Origin of the sequence: Mesorhizobium sangaii, assembly GCF_014207355.1 — a bacterium.
Classification (GTDB): Bacteria; Pseudomonadota; Alphaproteobacteria; order Rhizobiales; family Rhizobiaceae; genus Mesorhizobium; species Mesorhizobium sangaii.
The window spans coordinates 16,102-32,556 of the sequence record NZ_JACHEF010000010.1 but is presented as its reverse complement, the minus strand read 5'-3'; the positions used below and the strand labels follow the sequence as shown (position 1 = coordinate 32,556).

Sequence of the window (16,455 nt, the reverse complement as noted above, 5' to 3'; positions counted from 1 at the left end):
GAGGCGGAGGCTTGCCCGCGATGCCAGACGCTGCAAGGTTCGAGGAGTGTTGTGGCGCGAACGCAGTACTCATCGCGCACCTTGATCTTAGCCCAAATAGGCTAAACAAATGCTAAACGCGGGAGCTCGCATTGATGGAAACCAGGATCATCGACAGCCGGGACGATTTCGCGCAATGGGCGATAGATCGGGCCAATGCGATCCTGACCGATCAGGCCTCGGAACTCGCCACCGCCGTCCGCAACGCAAACGAAGCCCAGATCGGCGAGACAGCACAGGCGCTCGGCCAAGCGATCGTCGACGCGCTGCTTGAGGCGTTCGATGGCCTCGCAGGCGACGAATGAGCCCACCCTGCCCGGAGCGACTCGCTGCCCCACGCAAACGGCCGGTTGGCGCGGCTCACAGATCCATGCATCATCATCATTTCGCCCTGCGCTGGCTGCGGAGAAGCCGCCACGGCCGCCATTGCGATCGTGCCGGCGCGCGTTGCCGCTTTTCGCTGCCACAGGATTCGTTGCGGTATTGGCCATTCCTTCAACGACGATCAGCTCGCGAACGCGGCGGCCCTTCGGCGTGCGTTCGATCGAGATGACCATGTTGACCGCCTCGCCATGATGTCTGGCATCGGGTTTGAGCTGACGTCAGCCGTCAGTTGCTCGAAGCGCGTCAACGCTGAAGGAGAGCTGTTTGCGTGGATCGTGGCAATGCCGCCGGGATGGCCCGTGTTCCAAGCCTTGACAAGTGCGAGTGTTGCCCCATCGTGAACCTCGCCAAATAATCCGGTCTGGCCTCAAACGTATGGTGGATTTGACCAGTCTGGCTCATATCCACCGCGTCGGTCGTATGAACGGCGACCGCGTTTTCAGCCGCACATTGGATCTCTGCGGTGTCCTCGAGGATGACGAGTCTGTGTTCCGGCGTCAGGCTGACGATCTCGCCGATCACGGCGTTGGTCAGCGTGGCTTTGCCCGTCGCCTTGCTGCTGACACGATGATGTTCATGCGGTTCTCGACGGCATTGCGGATCACCGACGCTTGGTATTCGGTCATGATCTTGTCCGGCACGTAGCTGTCGAGCTGGAAAAGTTGGGTGGCGCGCTTGCGGATCGTAAACACCGGTGCTGCGACCACCGGCGACAGCAGCCCCTCGAAACGATGGCCGCCGATTGGTAGTTCGCCCGAGATGATCGGCCGGTTGCGGTTCACTTCCGTTCCCAGTGCATGCGACCGTGCCAATGATGGTCTCCAGCCGCCTGTGATGCCAACTTTCCGGCCTGCGTGATCGGCTCGCCGATCTGCTCGATAAAGAGTTGACCGTCTGGATTGAGCATGATCTCGACGACGAGCGCATCATCGACTGTGTTGCAGATCGTACTGCCCATGGCCTCACGAAGCTTTCGGACGAGGCGATGGTGTGATTGCGACGTGCGCATCATGAAGCGATGTTTTCTGGATCCGATGTGTGATGGCCGATCCTCACGCTGCAAGCGGGGCGCGGTCGACGAAGAATGGTTCGTAGCCCTTGGGCCGAACGCGAAGGACGTTCTCGATTGTGGCGGGAATGATACCGACGATCGCCGTGGTGGTTTCCATCGGATGCGGCGTGCCAAGCCGGCTGAACGGCAGCCCTGGCCTGCCAAGGGTCCTTTCGAAGCGAAGGTCGGTAACGGTCGCGACCTCCGAATAGCCATTGGCGTGGGACCATTCGAGGACGCCGCGAACAAGGCCATCGTCGCCTTGTGAATACCTCTCGCCGCATTCTTGCAGCCGAGTTCCGTGTCCACACAAAAGCGGGAGCTTTCGATCATGCCTAAATGGCATGGCAAGGGTTTGCCATTGAGCAGGATTGGAAACGTCCAGACTCAGCATTGTTGGCCCGGCGGCCGGGAGAAGCTGTTGCGGCTCATTCAGCAGAGTTGTCCGCTGACAAAATCGGCAAATTGTGTAGCATATTCAATCGCATGGATCAGGCCACGGCAATTCACGCTGCGACCATTAACCTTTTGTTAACTTTAAACTTCTTGTCGGATCGAGCGAATCGGACATAATGACGCTTGCGTAGCGACTTTAAGCTAAAAATCGTTTTTAGAGAGTCTCGATCGAATGAACGTGAGTTCAACCGTTCCCAGGAAAATCCCGCTGCTGTTCGAGAAAAGCATTCTTGAGCAGGGCGACCAGATATCGAAGAAGTTGCACTTACTGTCGATGCAGCGCTTCCCTCCGCACGCCAAGAAGAATCTTCGTTCGTTCTCGCTGGCTGAGGTCGCCACGTATCTGGGGGTTTCCCAGAGCCATTTGAAGAAACTGCATCTGGAAGGCAAGGGCCCGGTACCTGAGACCTCGACGTCGGGCAGGCGGTCGTACACTGCTGAACAGATGCTTGCGCTGCGCCAGTATCTTGACCAGCACGGGCGGTCGGACGCCCGAATGTATGTTCCCCATCGTCGACCGAGTGAGAAGCTTCAGATCTTAGCTGTGGTTAATTTCAAGGGGGGCAGCGGTAAGACCACCACCGCTGCCCACCTCGCCCAATATCTAGCGCTTACGGGGCACCGTGTCCTAGCTGTCGATCTCGATCCGCAGGCGTCGCTTTCCTCGTTGCATGGGTTTCAGCCCGAACTCGACCAGACGAAATCGCTTTATGACGCGATTCGCTATGACGACCAGAAGGTGGCTCTCTCGGACATCATCAAGCCGACGAATTTCCCAGGCCTGGATATCGTCCCTGCGAATCTGGAGCTGCAGGAATTCGAATACGACACGCCTCTGGCTATGACGGACAAGTCTTCGAATGTGGGCAGGGCGTTCTTCACGCGCATCTCGAAGGCATTGATGGAGGTCGACGATCGCTACGATGTCATAGTTATCGATTGTCCGCCGCAGCTCGGCTACCTGACGATCACCGCACTCACCGCAGCGACGTCAGTCTTGATCACGATCCATCCGCAGATGCTCGATGTGATGAGCATGGGCCAGTTTCTGCTCATGCTCGGGAACATCCTGGAGCCGATCAGGGCGGCGGGTGCCGAGGTGAATCTGGAGTGGTATCGCTATCTTGTTACTCGATTTGAACCCACGGATCAGCCGCAAGCGCAGATGGTGGCATTCCTGCATACGCTGTTCGGCGAATTCATTCTCAAGAACCAGATGCTGAAATCAACGGCGATTTCCGATGCGGGGATTACCAAGCAGACGCTCTACGAAGTCGAAAAGAATGCAATGACCCGCTCCACATACGAGCGGGCAATGGAAGCCCTGGACGTCGTAAACGGCGAAATCGCAGCTTTGATTCATGAAGCATGGGGGCGCTGACTTTGTCCGCTGACAAAAATAGATATTTCCCCAACGCATTCAACGGACTATGCGCTATCTGGAGGTAAAATATGGCACGTAAGAATCTTCTTGCAGGCCTCGTAGAAGCGGAGACCGGCGACCAGGTGTCGTCCACCTCCACTGCAGCATATCCAATCCGCGGCGCTTCGAAATCCATGATCCGCTCGGTCAACGAGTTGGCAAAGCAAGCGGATGCGTATCTTGAAGGCGAGCATGTGGTCGAACTCGATCCAGACGCAGTCGACGGCTCGTTCGTTTCCGACCGCATGGGCGACGACAAGGAACAGTATCAAGAACTGCTGGAAGCGATTCGGGAGAGGGGGCAGGATTCTCCCATACTTGTCCGCCCGCATCCGGGCTCCGACGGCCGCTACATGATCGTTTTCGGCCATCGCCGAGTCCGAGTCGCCCGCGAACTCGGGCGGAAGGTGAGGGCGGTCGTCAAAGAGATCGACGACAAGACCCATGTCATTGCTCAGGGTCAGGAGAATTCCGCTCGGGCAAATCTCAGTTTCATTGAGAAGGCGATGTTTGCAAAGCGCCTTGAGGACTTAGGGTACGACAGAGATGTCATCTCGTCGGCATTGGCCTCGAACGCCGCTGCGGTCTCGAAGATGGTGTCAGTTGTCACCAGGATTCCTGCATCCGTCATCGGCAGGATTGGATCAGCTGCGTCTGTCGGCCGTGAGCGCTGGGTGGAGCTGTCCCTGCTCGCGGGCAAGAAATCCGAAATGGTTGATGCGATCTTGTCAGAACCAGAATTCGTTGAGTTGGAAAGCAACGAACGCTTCGAAAAGTTAATAGCGGCCTTGAATGCGAAGGGGAAGGCGGTTCGCAAGGCAAGTGTGAAGTCCGAGGCACGATCCTGGGCTCCCGAGGACAAATTAATTAGCGTCAGCGTCAAGAAGGCAGGCAAGGCCGTCACGATCGCCGTGAAGGAGAGGGATGGCAGCCGCTTTGGAACGTGGATTTCCGATAATCTGGGTGACCTTTATGAGGCGTTCAGGAAGTCGGAGAAGACAGCAACAGGAGACTGAAACCGCAAAAGAAAAAGGCCCCCGAACGTCACCGTCGCGGAAGCCCTTCTCGTCTGTCGCAAGCTGAGAATCGCATTTCCCCGAATCACTGTCAAGAGTCGTGGCGCCGTTTCGGTGAGCAGATTTCTTTTGCCTGATTGAAAGGTGAGGGAAATGGAGAGTGGGTACGCGACAACGCCCTTCGGGCGGCGGCCGATGACGCTTGCGCTAGTGCAAGCGAACACGGCAGCGCGGGAGATACCGGAAGGATCGCTCGTTCAGAAATGGCAGGTCTATCGTTGGCTCTGTGAGGGGAAGTCGATTGTCGGCGTGGGCGATCGCGCCCTGGCCGTGCTGAGTGGGCTGTTGACCTTCTACCCGGATGACCAGATCAGCGAGGAAAACGGCCTGATGGTCTTTCCGTCGAACGCACAGCTGTCGTTGCGCGCGCACGGCATGGCCGATTCCACACTACGAAGGAACCTGGCTGAGCTGGTCAATTGCGGCCTGATCATCCGCCGCGATAGCCCCAATGGCAAGAGGTTCGCTCGCAAGGGGCAGGGGGGGACTCTTGTTGAAGCGTTCGGCTTCTCGCTGGCGCCGTTGCTGACACGAGCCGCGGAGTTTCAGCACGCAGCTGATCAGGTTCGCGCCGACAACCGCGCGCTCAAATTGATGCGGGAGCGGATCACACTCCATCGCCGTGACATCCATAAGCTTGTCGAGGCGGCGATCGAGGAGGGCGTTCCTGGGGACTGGGGAGCCATCTGGAGACGTTTTAGGGCGATCGTGGATGCAATTCCGCGTCGCGCCGAACTCTCCGAACTGGGAGGGATCGTTGCAGAGCTGACCTTGCTGCATGATGAAGTGGATAGAATGCTGGAAAGCTTCACAAATTCCACGAATCCTAGCGGCAATGAGACCCAAAATGAGCGGCAGCAATCTGATTCAAACACAGACTCCACTTTTGTATTTGAACCGGCTTTCGAAAAAAGCAGGGCGGCGGTCGAGCCAACATCTATTCCAGCCGAGAAACCGAAAAGCTACCCGATAGGACTTGTGCTGAAAGCCTGCCCCGAAATAGCGGACTATGCCGTCAACGGTATCGGAACCTGGCGCGACTTGATGATGACGGCCGCCCAGGTGCGGGGCTACCTTGGTGTTTCGCCATCAGCGTATGAGGAGGCCTGCCATGTGATGGGCCAGGAAGTCGCCGCCATCGTGATTGCCTGCATCTTGCAAAGGGCCCAGCATATCAATTCGGCCGGCGGTTACCTGCGGGTGCTGACCGAAAAGGCCAAGGCAGGGCAATTTTCTGTCGGTCCCATGCTCATGGCCGCGCTGAAGGCCAATGGCGTGACAGCGCGAATGACGGGATGAGCGTGGGCGAATACATGATTTGCGGGGCGCGCGGCCTCAGGGGTGTGATCCGTCCGATCAGGGTGATGCAGCCCAGGTGTCGCGGCAATTGCCATGCGGCCACTAGTGTTCCGTCACAGTGATTGTGACTCGTTGAGCGAGGGTGTTGGATAGGATTTAGCCATCTTCACGCGGGCCTGATCTGTAGAGAACATCCAGCGGATACGCTCGCCGCTTGCGTTCGGTGGCGTTCCCAGGCGCGGACCTCGGTTTCGAGCTTGGTGCGGCTTTCGATGCGACGGTCGAGGCATTGGCGCCGCATGACGCCGATCTCGATCTCGACCATGTTGAGCCAACTGGCGTGCCTGGGGGTGTAGTGGAACTGCAGACGTGTCAGGATCCGACGCGCTTCGGCGGCCGGGAAGGTCTGATAAATGGCCGATGGCGTGTGGGTCGATAGGTTGTCCATGACGACGCGGATCTTGTCGGCGTTGGGATAGTCGACATCGACCAGGTCGCGCATGCAGACGGCGAAGTCCTGGTTGGCGCCCCGATCGGTGACCTTGACCTTGCGCCACGACCGGTTGGCGTCGACCATGACGAAGAGGTTGGCCGTGCCGTTACGCTTGTACTCAGTATCATAGCGGTATCGCTTTCCGGGCTTCGCGACGATGGGTACGCGGACCTCGCCAATGAGCTGGATCGGACTTTCGTCAAAGCAGACGACCGGTCGGGCGGGGTCATGCGGTTCGGCATAGAGATCGAGCAGATCCTCCATGCGGGCGATTTACTCGCCGTCGATGTTGGCGATGCACCACATCTTCTTTTGCCAGGGCTTCAGATCGTTATCATCCAACCAGCGGCGCACGGTCTCGCGCGAGACGCTCGAATGTTCGATCAATTCGACCAGGGCATTGGCCAGAAGCTTCAAGGTCCAGCGGGCGCATCCCTGCGGCGGATCCGAGCAGGCCAGCGCCACCAGTTGCGCCTCCTGCGTGCCGCTCAGCTTGCGGGCAGCCCCCGGCCGCGGCTCTTCACTGAGGGCGGCCTCCAGGCTGATCTCCACAAAACGTTTCTTTGTGCGGTAGATGGTCGAGCCGCTGGTCCGCACCGCCACGGCGATGGCCTCGTCGCCGACGCCGGCGTCGGCGGCCAGCAGGATCTGCATCCGCTTGAGCCGTCGCACCGGCAGCTTGCCTTCCTCACCAAAGCGCCGAGTTCGTCTCGTTCGGATTGGCTGAGGTCGACCCGATACCGTATGTTCATTCCCAAAGCCCTTCTGTGGGGAAGGGCCCTGGGTGAAACGACAATGAATCAATTGCTTGACCGAGAGGCGACGGCGGCGACAGCGCAATTCACCGCCAAACAGGGCCAGTACCTTGCCTTCATATGGGCCTATTCGCAGATCGACGGCCGCGCTCCAGCGGAGGCGGACTTCCAGCGCTACTTCAAGGTCACCGCCCCGTCAGTCCACCAGATGCTCAAGACGCTCGATCAGTTGCGCTTGATCGAAAAGCAGCCCGGCGTCGCTCGCAGCATCAAGCTCCTCGTCCCACCGCAGCGGCTGCCCATTCTCGGCCTCGACTAAACCGTCATAATCACTGTGACGGCACACTAGCTGGTTCGATCCTTGGCTTGAAAGCTGTCAAGAAGTGCCATATCTTCTGCACAGGAAATATGACTCTCGATATGGTAGGATGATTTCTGTGGCCCATGCACTCAAGATCCCCGGGCAGAATGGACCTCTCATCTTGTCCTATATGGACCGGAACGGGAAGATTGCGATCGAGCAGGTCGCGGACGGTTTTGGCATGTCCAAGGGCCAGTTAGCCCAAACCGCTGGTCTTGCTCGCGAGACCCTTTATCGGTCAGAGCGCAGCGCCACGGTTAAGACACAGGGGCGTTTGCGGGAGATGCTTGAGATCATCAGCCGCGTGACGGATTGGGCGGGCGGCAAGGAGCAGGCGATGGCCTGGTATCGGGCTCAGCCGCTTCCAGCATTTGGCGGACGCACAGCTGAAGCGCTGGTGAAGGAGGGCAAGGCCGCTGCGGTGCGTGATTATCTCGATCACATGGCCGTTGGTGGTTTTGCGTGAGGTTCGTCAGAACCTGCTACCGAGCACACGATCCACGTTGGGCATTCAAGCCGACTTCCGGTGAAGGAGCGGCGATCAGAGGGGCACGGTTCAATCCCAAAGGTGTGCCGGCGCTCTATCTGGCGTTGACCCTGATGACAGCGATCAAGGAAGCCAACCAGGGCTTTGCGCAGCGGATCGATCCTTGCGTGCTGTGTTCCTATGAGATCGACTGCGACGACATCGCGGATCTGACAACGGAAGAGGCGAGGGGAGAATGTTCTATCGCGCTCGAGGACATGGCCTGCGCCTGGGCGACGGCTCTCAGCGACGGAGAGCGTCCGGCGTCCTGGCCCATCTATGACCGGCTGCGGCCTCGAAATATTGCCGGCATTGTGGTCCCAAGTTTCGCGCCGAGCGCCGAGATGGAGGATCGCAACCTGGTACTTTGGGACTGGGGTCCGGGTCTCCCGCACAAGGTAACTGTATTCGACCCGACGGCCGGTTGCCGAAGGACCAGCTGTCTTGGCGATAACGCACTCTCGGCATCCGACGGGCAGGGCAGGGGCTTTCCCGGCCTACAGTCCACTCGCCTTGGTGAGATTGACACGGAAACGATCGCGTCTGCGCTGATAGCGGCGGGTCATTTCGGCGGAGGCGTGGCCGAGTTGCTTTTGCACATAGCGTTCGTCGACCTCGGCCGACGAGGCAAGGCCGGCGCGCAATGAGTGGCCAGCAAACTTCACCTTCCGTTCGCCTTCTGGCAGGTCGCCGCGGACGCCTGCGGCAAGTGCGGCGCGCTTGACCAGCCGTGCCACCTCCTGGTCATTCAATCTCTCGGCGCCGATGGCCTTGCCTTGCCCGGTGACACGCCGGAACAGGGGGCCGTAACCGATCCTCGCCAGTTTGAGCCAGGTCTGCATCGCGACAACCGGACAGGTAGCATCCGACGAGCCGCGGCCGATCTCGACCTCACGCCAACCGGTCTTTCCGCGCAGTGTGACGAGAACACCTTTGTCCAAAACCTCGATCCAGCCGCGGCCGTCCTCGGTTTGATCCCTGGCAACGTCGAGGCCGACGATTTCGGAGCGGCGCAGGCCGCCAGCGAAGCCAAGCAACAGCATGGCACGGTCGCGCAGGCCACGCAGCGTGCCGCGGTCGAGGGTCTCGAGCATGGCAATCAGGTCTTCCGGGAGAATGGCTTCTTTCTGCCGGGGAGGGGAGGCGTGGCTGTTGCGAATTCCGGCCAGCACAGTCGCGATATGCCGGTCTTTTCTGTCCAACGGCTGGCCACGCTGCGAAAAATTCCAGGTCAGCGAAGAGAGACGTCGCTCAATCGTCGAGACGGAGTTCGGCTTCTTGTCTCCTGTTCCCTTACCGGACGCGCAGGCGGTGATGTAAAGGCCGACGATCTGCGGATCCGGTGGCAGGGGGTCAAGATGCTGACGCCTGAACCAGGCGGCAAAGTGCTTCCAGTCGGATGCGTAGGCGCGACGGGTGTTGATTGAACTCGCCGCCTTGACATAGTCGCGGGCGCGGTCGGCGAGGCTTTCCAGATGCGCGGGCAGGGGAGGGGCGTGTTGCGGCTCGTCTGGTGTCCGCCCCATTTCCATAACCAGGTCGATGATGTCGGGGAGATTGTCGTTTCCCGAACCTGCAGATGGTTCCTGAGCGTCATCAGCCATCGTCATGCTGCCTCGACATCTGTCTTGGAAAAGTCATTGCCTATGAAAAGCAGCGGTTCGTCCGAACGTTTTGCCAATGCGTAGGAGAAGCAATCGGCAAAGTTCAGGGCGGCCGGATGATGCCCCTTGCCGTAGGAGAGCCAAGCTTGGGTGGCCAGATCAACCAATTCGGAGTCAACGGGAATGATGTTGGCCGCGATCTTGTGAAGCCAAAGATCGATCTCGGCCAATGCGTGTTCGCCGCGCCTGCTGACCAGCACCATGCGTGCTTCGAGCACACAAGTCGCCGGAACCAGACGGATTGGATCGGAGACAAGTGCTCTTTCGAGCCTTGCTGCCTCGGGTTCACTACGCAGGATCGCCACAATGGCCGAGGTGTCGATCACCATCAGTTCGGAATTCCGTGTTCGTCGTACCCGATGATCTCCTCGTCGGTGCGGTTCTCCAGTTCAGGCAACCGCGCCAGTCTCTCCCGGATCGCGCGCAGTTCCACGAGCAGACGCTCCTGCGCAGCGTCACCGAAGCCCATGCGATGCAGGCGCTCGCTTAGGGCCTGATGAATGGCCGCGGTCTTGCTGATACCCTGGCGGCGTGCGAGCTCGTCGGCGAGGGCGACGGTTGCCGGATTTTTGATGTTGAGGGACACGACAGGCTCCAAAAATCTACCTTTCTGGCAGCTTCTACCCATTGTCTTGGGATTTGTCAATAATGAACGATAATGCAAGATTATCATTCGTTTTAGATGCGCGACAGCCTGTGCGGAAGACGGCCATCTGGATGGTAAAAAGCGCACAGGCGATTTACCGTCGTGAGCATGATTCGTGCTGCTGGATCCCCTCTTGTCGCCTCCACTCCGCTGATCGTACCTGGCTGAGCGATCCCGCGTGGACAGGTTGCGGGCGAAGCCGAGGCTGCATTCATGGCGGGGGCGGCGCTGAATGCGCTGGATATGCTGTTGCGTTCCGATCCACTATGGGCTGGAGCATGGCGGCAGCGCCTGGCGCTCAAAAGTGCTGCCGCCGCGGTGCGCCTTGCCGGTCGCACAGAGGACGAGGCTGCGCTGCGCGACGTCTGGACCCTGCGAGCACTTGGAACCGATCCGTCCGCACTCGGCCCCGCCGGCGGTATTCTCCTTGCCTGGCGGCGTCTGGCATCGAAGGCCTCCGGCCTAGACGCTGATACGCTCGCCGACATCGTTGACAGGCTCGGTCTGCGCTGGAGCGACGCCTTTGCTGGCATTCGTGAGGAAATGGATGGCCTCTTGGCGCGATCGGGCACGCCGGCGCCGCATGCCGCCGCGGCGATTGTTTCTCACGTCCATGCCGCGCGTCCCGACGCCGAGCCGCTTGGCTGGTGGCTGGCCGATCTTGTGCTGGCACAAAAGCTGCGCTGGCAAAGGCCGGTGCCGCTTCTGATGGCACAGGTTTTCACACCGGCCTTCCGCGCCGAGGGCGGGCGCGGGAGCGGAACAAGACTCCGGCCGGGCGGGGACGGGTTTGAACGGGCGGTGTGCCTGGCGTTGGCTCATGGTGCCGCCGAGGCCTGCCAGCTGGGGGCAGAGCTCGGTCGGCGCGCCGATCGACTGGTGGCGGTGACGCCAAAACTGCGCACCAAGGGAGCGGGCGAGGCTGTCCAGAAACTGCTCGACGAAGATGCGGTTTCCGGGTCGTTCGCAACCGGAAATCTGTCGCGATTTGCGTCGCGCCGCCTGTTCGAGCGCTTGCAGACGTTCGACGCCGTGCGCGAACTGTCCGGACGGCCGACATTCCGGCTGTATGGCCTCTAAGCGATGGCTGACCAGACCGCCCGGAGGACAGAAAATACCCAGCGGCGTTCAGACGACCGTCTGCTCGACACCGATCTCGAGCATCTGCCGGCGGAGCTGCGCTGGCGTGAATGGATGGGCCGGGTTGAAGCCGTCATCTTCGCCGCGAGCGAACCGGTGACGCGCGAGACTTTGTCCCGTGTCGTCGGAAAGAGCTGCAACATAGATCTCATCATCGATGACATCCGCGACGAATTGCGTGGACGTCCCTACAAATTGGTCTCCGTCGCCGGCGGCTGGCAGCACCGCACCCGGAAGAGTTTTGCCGACGCCATCCGCACCGCAACCGGCCAGGGTCCCGACGGTGGGGGAAAAAGGCCCCTATCGCAATCGGAGGGCCTGGTGCTGATGTGTATCGCCTATTTCCAGCCGGTTACCCGTGCCGAGTTGTCGTCTTTCTTCGGCAAGGAAGTCAGCCGCGATCTGATCGGTGCGCTGCGCTCGCAAGACTTCATCGCGTCGGGCCCCCGCAGTCCCACTCAAGGTGCCCCCTATACTTATGTAACGACCAGGACGTTCATGTCCCACTTCGGCCTCGACACGCTGCGCGACCTGCCGGATTTCGAGGCGCTCGAGGACGCAGGGCTGCTGTCGAAGGAAAAGCTGCTGGCCGGCGATATTCCAGTCGGTTTGGCTAACGGGGAGGGCGAGGACGATCTCGGTGGGGACCAGGTGCCGTGAGCGGCGTCGTCGCGTTGCGATCATAGGGACAGTCGATGACTCAGGACCAGGACGACTGGTCCTGCGGCAGCCGGTGATCCGGATCGTGAACCGCGACATGGTCGCCGTCGACAAGATTGGCCGGAAAGATTACCAGATTGGTGCCGCCGGCATGACGCAGCGAGGGAAACAGGATGCCGCGAAGCCCGGCCGTGATGATCAGGTCCGCGAGCTTCCACGATGGCGGGATTTTCTTGTCGATGCGAGCGATATGGCGCCAGGCACAATCCCATTCCTGCCAAGCGCCCTCCCAGATGTCCGGGTCGAATCCCTGCGAAAGGTCGACCACCTCGGCAAGTGTGATCTTGTAGGCGGCAAGCGTTGCCGGCGGGACGATGCTGGCGCCCTGCTTGTATTCGTCAAGAGCCGTCTGGGTCGAACGGGAAAGATAAAGCGCTTCGACGCCGGACCGGTTGAAACGGCCGCCGTCGATCGCCGCGCCTGCACCACTGGTGGGTAGGAAGGCCCATTTGGGCGTCAGATAGCGATGGAATATCTCGTCCGGCCCGACGCGGGTGACTTTCACCCGCGCGCCCCGTTCTCCAGATCCCGGATGAAGGCCAGGACTGCTTCGACCTGGCCGTCTGCGACGAGTTCGGCAGCCGTGCTATGGCCATAGTCGGCGATTGGTTCATTGCGGTACCAGTAGATCGCCTTGTCGACGTCGCCGGTGAGTTCCGTCGCGGCCGAGATCACCTTCACCATCTCGCGCATCCGGCCCTGCAGGCGCTCCGATGACGGGTTGCGCAGCGTGTTGCGATGAACCCCGGTCAACTGTGCCAAATTGGCGACCTTCACGCCCAGTGCCTGCGACAGGCGCTTCGGCGAGATATAAGGTGTGCGCGGCTCCTGAAGGCTATCGACAAAGCCTGAGACCGCGGTGGAATGTGCGAGCTGTGCGTGGGCCATGACAAATCTCCGACCTCTCATGCGCACAATATATGCACATTCCAACGCATAGCAAGTGAACAGTGGCCTGGCGCCTCCCAGCGACCTGTTTGTCCTTCCTCATCCTCTTAGCGGTTGCCGGCTGGCGGCAGCAATGCGCCGCATGTCGGACGTTGAGATCAGATTCGCCGCGTGCCAGATGCCGACATCAGGGAACTCTTAAGTCGAGGGTAATTCGCCCGCAGAAGTCGATCGGCGTATCAGCGCACCTTCCCTCGAGTCGCGACGTAGTCCTAGCCATTCAGGATTTCAGTGAAGCCGTGGGTGACCCGGCGCGCTTGTCCCGCGGGATCAGGATTCTCGCTGGTGCCACCGGCGTGAGGCCACAGCGTTGCGTTCAGGCATCTATGATGCTCGACTACGCCTGCAGAAGAAGACCAGTCTATCACTCCAACATCTGCCCGCCCTTTTGAGATGAAGCCGCTAACACTCCTTCGATTCGATGCTCTGGCCTCCTACGCCCGCGCCCCCAGGGCTCGCCTCATCGGCGATGAGGTTGCTTGGTATGAGCATAGTGACGAGCGCGTCTTGGGGATGATCGTTCGCGACAAAGCCGACGGCGATTTCGGCGGCTTGGTGTTCGGCCGAGACCGGCGTGGTCGATTTCGTTGGATATCGGCTACTCCGGGCTGGCACCACAGCATTCATCGGTGCCGCGTCGACTTGAGGCGCGAAATGGAGCGCCAAGCCCATTTACCCGACGAAGAGTATTTCCAGGCTGACGAGAGGGGCGCTCCCGTGGATTTCTTCACGCCCGTCGTGCAAGTCCATTCCCTCAACCCGGCCTTCGTTTCCTTGAGTGATGCGCTGGGCTACTCCTCTGCCCGAGGCATCATCGAACCAATGATGCGCTGGTACGAAGACGCGGATGGCAACTTCATCGAGCAATTCCAGACGACCGGGTTCGACGCACGCATCTGGGAATTGTACCTGTTCGCCGCGTTCACAGAGCTCAGCTACGAGATTGGGCGCATCCATGCCGTTCCCGACTTCTGCTGTGCGAGTCCGTTCGGCGAATTCAACGTAGAGGCAGTGACTGCCAATCCCACTCGCGACAAGCAAGGCAATGTCGTTCCCGAGCCGCCGCTGGAAACAGCTGAGCAGCAGATCGCCCATCTGAAGGACTACATGCCGATCAAGTTCGCTGGCCCGCTGACCGGCAAGCTCAAGAAGAAGTACTGGGAGAAGGAGCACGTGGCAGACCGACCGTTGCTCTTCGCGATTCAGGACTTTTCGTCTCCGGCTTCGATGACCAGGACCAGCAGTGCGCTCCAGCGCTACCTCTACGGTTACGACTATGAATGGGCCCACGACGCTAACGGAAAACTTGTAGTAACCCCGCAACCCCTGGAATGGCATGTGTGGGGCGAGAAGAAGGTGGAGTCGGGGTTCTTCAGGTTGCCGGATGCCGAACAGGTCTCAGCCGTCCTCTTCTCCAACAGCGGCACCATTTCCAAGTTCGCTCGAATGGGCGCGCTGGCTGGATTCGGTTCCGACCTGGTGCAAATCGTGCGCATGGGGATGTGGATGAACCCAGACTCCAATGCAGCAGAGCCGCTGCTACTGAGCCAAAACATACGTGACCCTAGGTACCGGGAAAGTTGGGCAGAGGGCATCTCGATCTTTCACAACCCGCGCGCGCTGAAACCTCTTGACCCACGGCTGCTACCGGGCGTCGCCCATCATTGGCTTGAGGAGGATGGGACGCTTCGCTCACAGATACCATCCAATTTCCCATTGGGGTCGTTTACCCAACTTCTTGTGCCCGAGGGGACAGAGACCTCAGTACTGGGCGCCGAACCGCTCCAATCCGCTTAGTTCTTTCGTGAACGCGAAAGCTGACTGTCTGGTGCTGGCGACCGAAAGCTGCCGTTCTAAGCGACTATTCAATCCGACTTAGAATGAATCGCGCCGCTTCCGCCTGTGGTCGAGACCATAGAGCGGCATCGAGCCAGCCAGCCGGCCGGGCTTCGCAAGTTGCTTCTTCCGCTCTTCGACGCCGATCGCGAAGGATATGTAGAATAGTGCGGATCGCGCCATCTGCATGACGCGGACCGCCTTGGCTTCGAGTTCGTCACTTCCGATGGCGATGCCGAAGCCATTGTTGCTCGTCCCGTTGATCACAAATGGCTTGGCCCACCCCTCGCTCACCCGCAGATAGGTGTGCTCCAGCGCATTGCGGATGCCGTGCAGCTCCCGGGCATCGGCCGCTGTGGTCTGCTTGAGTTGATCGTCAAACAGCTCTTTCGACAACCAAAAGAGGCCGCGCAGTGGCAGATTGTCCAGCTTCTCGAACTGTGGCAGCAAGCGCGCCTTGTTCTCGACCATCCACACGTTCTTGAAGCTGATCCTGTCCGGCACCTTGCCTAGACCCCAGTAGCGATCAACGAGAAAGGCGATCTTGTCGAGTAGCGAATAGGCGGTGCGGAAGGCCGTGCGGACCCGCTCACTGGCCAATGAATATAGGGGATAGTCAAGCGTGTCGGTGAGCGCGACGCCGCGGTCAGAGAAATGGACTCTCGTGCTGCTCATCCCCTCGAATAGCATAAAGCGCGCGGACGCATATTCCTGCTTCATCTGACTGAAGAAGCCGACGATCGGAGGAGGTAGATGGCCGTCGGGGCGTTCGCCGAATTTTTCGGTTAGGGCCGGCAGCATCAGGTCGTCGGTCGCTGCGGCCAAATGCGGTCCAATATCGTTCAAGGGGCACAGGAAGAGGCGGTGCTTAAGGCACCAGCGACGATAGGCACGTTCGGTCTTCGACCGGCCTTCATCGCCACGATCTAAGTCCTGCATCGCCCGGACCGCGTCGATATTGACAGCCGCAGCGAGTTCCGTCGCTAGATTGGCGAAATGGGCGATTGCGGGTTGTGGATCGGCTGAATCATAAACTGCACCCTCGACCGCCGTCGAACGAAGGCCGTCGAATGCGTGCAGAGCCAGGATCGCGCGCTCGCGGCTATCGACCACCATGCCGGCATAGCTTTTGAGTCCAGAGCCGCGATTGCCGATCGCCATTGCGAAGCTTGGGATGATCTTCAGAGCGGCATCCCAGATGGCGATCGCATCGATCGAGCGGCCGACCTCGTGGAGGAGGTTCGCGTGGTTGGTGAGAATTTGGCACCGCCGGACCTTGTCGAGGCCCGCGAAGCCAGGATGGTTTGAGGCTCGCGACAACGCAAGCAATTCCGCCTGCCGCTCCGGCGCCTCCCACGACCAGGATCGTCGAACGTTCGCTATGTGCGATAGCGCCGCCCAAGCATTGGCTCTGAAATACTCGATCAGTGCCCTATCAGTGTTAGTGAGTTCGCGATTGGACAAGTCGCCGAGCAGATAGAGCGCGCGCTTAGCGCCACGCTCGAAAGACGCGTCCAACGCGTCGTCGATCAACTCTCCAATGTGGACGATCGCTTGAGCGTCGCTCATCTTCGCGATGCTGCGCTCGCAGCGCTTGTTCAGCTGTTCGAAGCTAGGCTCCGTGGTCATCGCCTTCAT

General features: G+C 59.8%; 15 protein-coding genes and 4 pseudogenes. 10 read left to right on the top strand and 9 right to left on the bottom strand.

Annotation, left to right across the window (positions count from 1 at the left end; all coding sequences use genetic code 11):
• Nucleotides 1–134 precede the first annotated feature (134 nt).
• On the top strand, nucleotides 135–344 hold the full coding sequence (locus HNQ71_RS31765; protein WP_184877963.1) for a hypothetical protein: 210 nt from the start codon (nucleotides 135–137) through the stop codon (nucleotides 342–344).
• 177 nt (nucleotides 345–521) lie between these two features.
• Here the strand turns inward: HNQ71_RS31765 and trbB are convergent.
• A pseudogene (trbB, locus tag HNQ71_RS31760) lies at nucleotides 522–1,432 on the bottom strand (P-type conjugative transfer ATPase TrbB); the annotation flags it as partial.
• 43 nt (nucleotides 1,433–1,475) lie between these two features.
• Nucleotides 1,476–1,807: pseudogene (locus HNQ71_RS35935) on the bottom strand (acyl-homoserine-lactone synthase).
• A gap of 295 nt (nucleotides 1,808–2,102) precedes the next feature.
• Here HNQ71_RS35935 and repA point away from each other — a divergent pair.
• The 3 genes from repA to repC all read left to right on the top strand — a co-directional run bounded on the left by repA (nucleotide 2,103) and on the right by repC (nucleotide 5,728).
• Entirely contained in the window at nucleotides 2,103–3,311 is a 1,209-nt protein-coding gene (gene repA, locus HNQ71_RS31745; RefSeq protein WP_184877961.1) for a plasmid partitioning protein RepA, read from the top strand.
• 71 nt (nucleotides 3,312–3,382) lie between these two features.
• On the top strand, nucleotides 3,383–4,369 hold the full coding sequence (gene repB / locus HNQ71_RS31740; RefSeq protein WP_184877959.1) for a plasmid partitioning protein RepB: 987 nt from the start codon (nucleotides 3,383–3,385) through the stop codon (nucleotides 4,367–4,369).
• 153 nt (nucleotides 4,370–4,522) lie between these two features.
• Nucleotides 4,523–5,728, top strand: coding sequence for a plasmid replication protein RepC (gene repC / locus HNQ71_RS31735; protein WP_184877957.1), 1,206 nt, complete (start codon nucleotides 4,523–4,525; stop codon nucleotides 5,726–5,728).
• 113 nt (nucleotides 5,729–5,841) lie between these two features.
• On the opposite strand, the pseudogene HNQ71_RS31730 reads toward repC, so the two are convergent.
• Nucleotides 5,842–6,973, bottom strand: a pseudogene (locus HNQ71_RS31730) (IS630 family transposase).
• A gap of 43 nt (nucleotides 6,974–7,016) precedes the next feature.
• On the opposite strand from HNQ71_RS31730, the gene HNQ71_RS31725 reads away from it, so the two are divergent.
• The 3 genes and pseudogenes from HNQ71_RS31725 (at nucleotide 7,017) to HNQ71_RS31715 (ending at nucleotide 8,317) form a co-directional block, all read left to right on the top strand.
• Nucleotides 7,017–7,295, top strand: coding sequence for a LexA family protein (locus tag HNQ71_RS31725; protein ID WP_184877955.1), 279 nt, complete (start codon nucleotides 7,017–7,019; stop codon nucleotides 7,293–7,295).
• 118 nt (nucleotides 7,296–7,413) lie between these two features.
• Nucleotides 7,414–7,803 carry an MbcA/ParS/Xre antitoxin family protein gene (locus HNQ71_RS31720; RefSeq protein ID WP_425492293.1) on the top strand — a complete coding sequence of 130 codons (390 nt, stop codon included), beginning with the start codon at nucleotides 7,414–7,416 and terminating at the stop codon, nucleotides 7,801–7,803.
• Nucleotides 7,800–8,317: pseudogene (locus HNQ71_RS31715) on the top strand (RES family NAD+ phosphorylase). The gene HNQ71_RS31720 and the pseudogene HNQ71_RS31715 overlap by 4 nt, the downstream one beginning before the upstream one ends.
• Nucleotides 8,318–8,360: 43 nt before the next feature.
• Here the strand turns inward: HNQ71_RS31715 and HNQ71_RS31710 are convergent.
• Genes HNQ71_RS31710 through HNQ71_RS31700 form a run of 3 tightly spaced genes read right to left on the bottom strand, consistent with a single transcriptional unit; the run spans nucleotide 8,361 to nucleotide 10,113 of the window.
• Entirely contained in the window at nucleotides 8,361–9,467 is a 1,107-nt protein-coding gene (locus HNQ71_RS31710; protein WP_184877954.1) for a site-specific integrase, read from the bottom strand.
• Between the two features lie 2 nt (nucleotides 9,468–9,469).
• Nucleotides 9,470–9,856 (bottom strand): type II toxin-antitoxin system VapC family toxin, encoded by a 387-nt coding sequence (locus HNQ71_RS31705; protein WP_184877952.1) that lies wholly within the window; start codon nucleotides 9,854–9,856, stop codon nucleotides 9,470–9,472.
• Nucleotides 9,856–10,113 (bottom strand): type II toxin-antitoxin system VapB family antitoxin, encoded by a 258-nt coding sequence (locus HNQ71_RS31700; protein ID WP_184877950.1) that lies wholly within the window; start codon nucleotides 10,111–10,113, stop codon nucleotides 9,856–9,858. The genes HNQ71_RS31705 and HNQ71_RS31700 overlap by 1 nt, the downstream gene beginning before the upstream one ends.
• Nucleotides 10,114–10,344: 231 nt before the next feature.
• Here HNQ71_RS31700 and HNQ71_RS31695 point away from each other — a divergent pair, with 231 nt between their 5' ends.
• Together HNQ71_RS31695 and scpB are read left to right on the top strand one after the other, a co-directional pair.
• On the top strand, nucleotides 10,345–11,253 hold the full coding sequence (locus HNQ71_RS31695) for a DUF1403 family protein (RefSeq protein WP_343068301.1): 909 nt from the start codon (nucleotides 10,345–10,347) through the stop codon (nucleotides 11,251–11,253).
• 3 nt (nucleotides 11,254–11,256) lie between these two features.
• Nucleotides 11,257–11,973, top strand: a complete 717-nt coding sequence (gene scpB / locus HNQ71_RS31690) for an SMC-Scp complex subunit ScpB (RefSeq protein ID WP_184877948.1) — start codon at nucleotides 11,257–11,259, stop codon at nucleotides 11,971–11,973.
• Between the two features lie 40 nt (nucleotides 11,974–12,013).
• On the opposite strand, the gene HNQ71_RS31685 is transcribed toward scpB, so the two are convergent.
• Both HNQ71_RS31685 and HNQ71_RS31680 read right to left on the bottom strand, forming a co-directional pair.
• Complete coding sequence (locus tag HNQ71_RS31685; protein WP_184877946.1) at nucleotides 12,014–12,538, bottom strand: RES domain-containing protein; 525 nt, start codon at nucleotides 12,536–12,538, stop codon at nucleotides 12,014–12,016.
• Nucleotides 12,535–12,921 carry a hypothetical protein gene (locus HNQ71_RS31680; protein ID WP_184877944.1) on the bottom strand — a complete coding sequence of 129 codons (387 nt, stop codon included), beginning with the start codon at nucleotides 12,919–12,921 and terminating at the stop codon, nucleotides 12,535–12,537. Before HNQ71_RS31680 ends, HNQ71_RS31685 begins: the two co-directional genes overlap by 4 nt.
• A gap of 573 nt (nucleotides 12,922–13,494) precedes the next feature.
• Between HNQ71_RS31680 and HNQ71_RS31675 the strand changes: the two genes are divergently transcribed.
• On the top strand, nucleotides 13,495–14,778 hold the full coding sequence (locus tag HNQ71_RS31675) for a hypothetical protein (RefSeq protein WP_184877942.1): 1,284 nt from the start codon (nucleotides 13,495–13,497) through the stop codon (nucleotides 14,776–14,778).
• A 78-nt stretch (nucleotides 14,779–14,856) separates the two neighbouring features.
• Here HNQ71_RS31675 and HNQ71_RS31670 read toward each other — a convergent pair whose 3' ends face one another.
• Nucleotides 14,857–16,455 (bottom strand): LA2681 family HEPN domain-containing protein, encoded by a 1,599-nt coding sequence (locus tag HNQ71_RS31670; RefSeq protein ID WP_246462227.1) that lies wholly within the window; start codon nucleotides 16,453–16,455, stop codon nucleotides 14,857–14,859.

Excerpts from the sequence above, each read along its gene's own strand:
- HNQ71_RS31765 (WP_184877963.1), top strand. The coding sequence starts at position 135 with ATGGAAACCAGGATCATCGACAGCCGGGACGATTTCGCGCAATGGGCG.
- repA (WP_184877961.1), top strand. The coding sequence starts at position 2,103 with ATGAACGTGAGTTCAACCGTTCCCAGGAAAATCCCGCTGCTGTTCGAG.
- repB (WP_184877959.1), top strand. The coding sequence starts at position 3,383 with ATGGCACGTAAGAATCTTCTTGCAGGCCTCGTAGAAGCGGAGACCGGC.
- repC (WP_184877957.1), top strand. The coding sequence starts at position 4,523 with ATGGAGAGTGGGTACGCGACAACGCCCTTCGGGCGGCGGCCGATGACG.
- HNQ71_RS31725 (WP_184877955.1), top strand. The coding sequence starts at position 7,017 with ATGAATCAATTGCTTGACCGAGAGGCGACGGCGGCGACAGCGCAATTC.
- HNQ71_RS31710 (WP_184877954.1), bottom strand. The coding sequence starts at position 9,467 with ATGGCTGATGACGCTCAGGAACCATCTGCAGGTTCGGGAAACGACAAT.
- HNQ71_RS31705 (WP_184877952.1), bottom strand. The coding sequence starts at position 9,856 with ATGGTGATCGACACCTCGGCCATTGTGGCGATCCTGCGTAGTGAACCC.
- scpB (WP_184877948.1), top strand. The coding sequence starts at position 11,257 with ATGGCTGACCAGACCGCCCGGAGGACAGAAAATACCCAGCGGCGTTCA.
- HNQ71_RS31680 (WP_184877944.1), bottom strand. The coding sequence starts at position 12,921 with ATGGCCCACGCACAGCTCGCACATTCCACCGCGGTCTCAGGCTTTGTC.
- HNQ71_RS31675 (WP_184877942.1), top strand. The coding sequence starts at position 13,495 with ATGATCGTTCGCGACAAAGCCGACGGCGATTTCGGCGGCTTGGTGTTC.
- HNQ71_RS31670 (WP_246462227.1), bottom strand. The coding sequence starts at position 16,455 with ATGAAGGCGATGACCACGGAGCCTAGCTTCGAACAGCTGAACAAGCGC.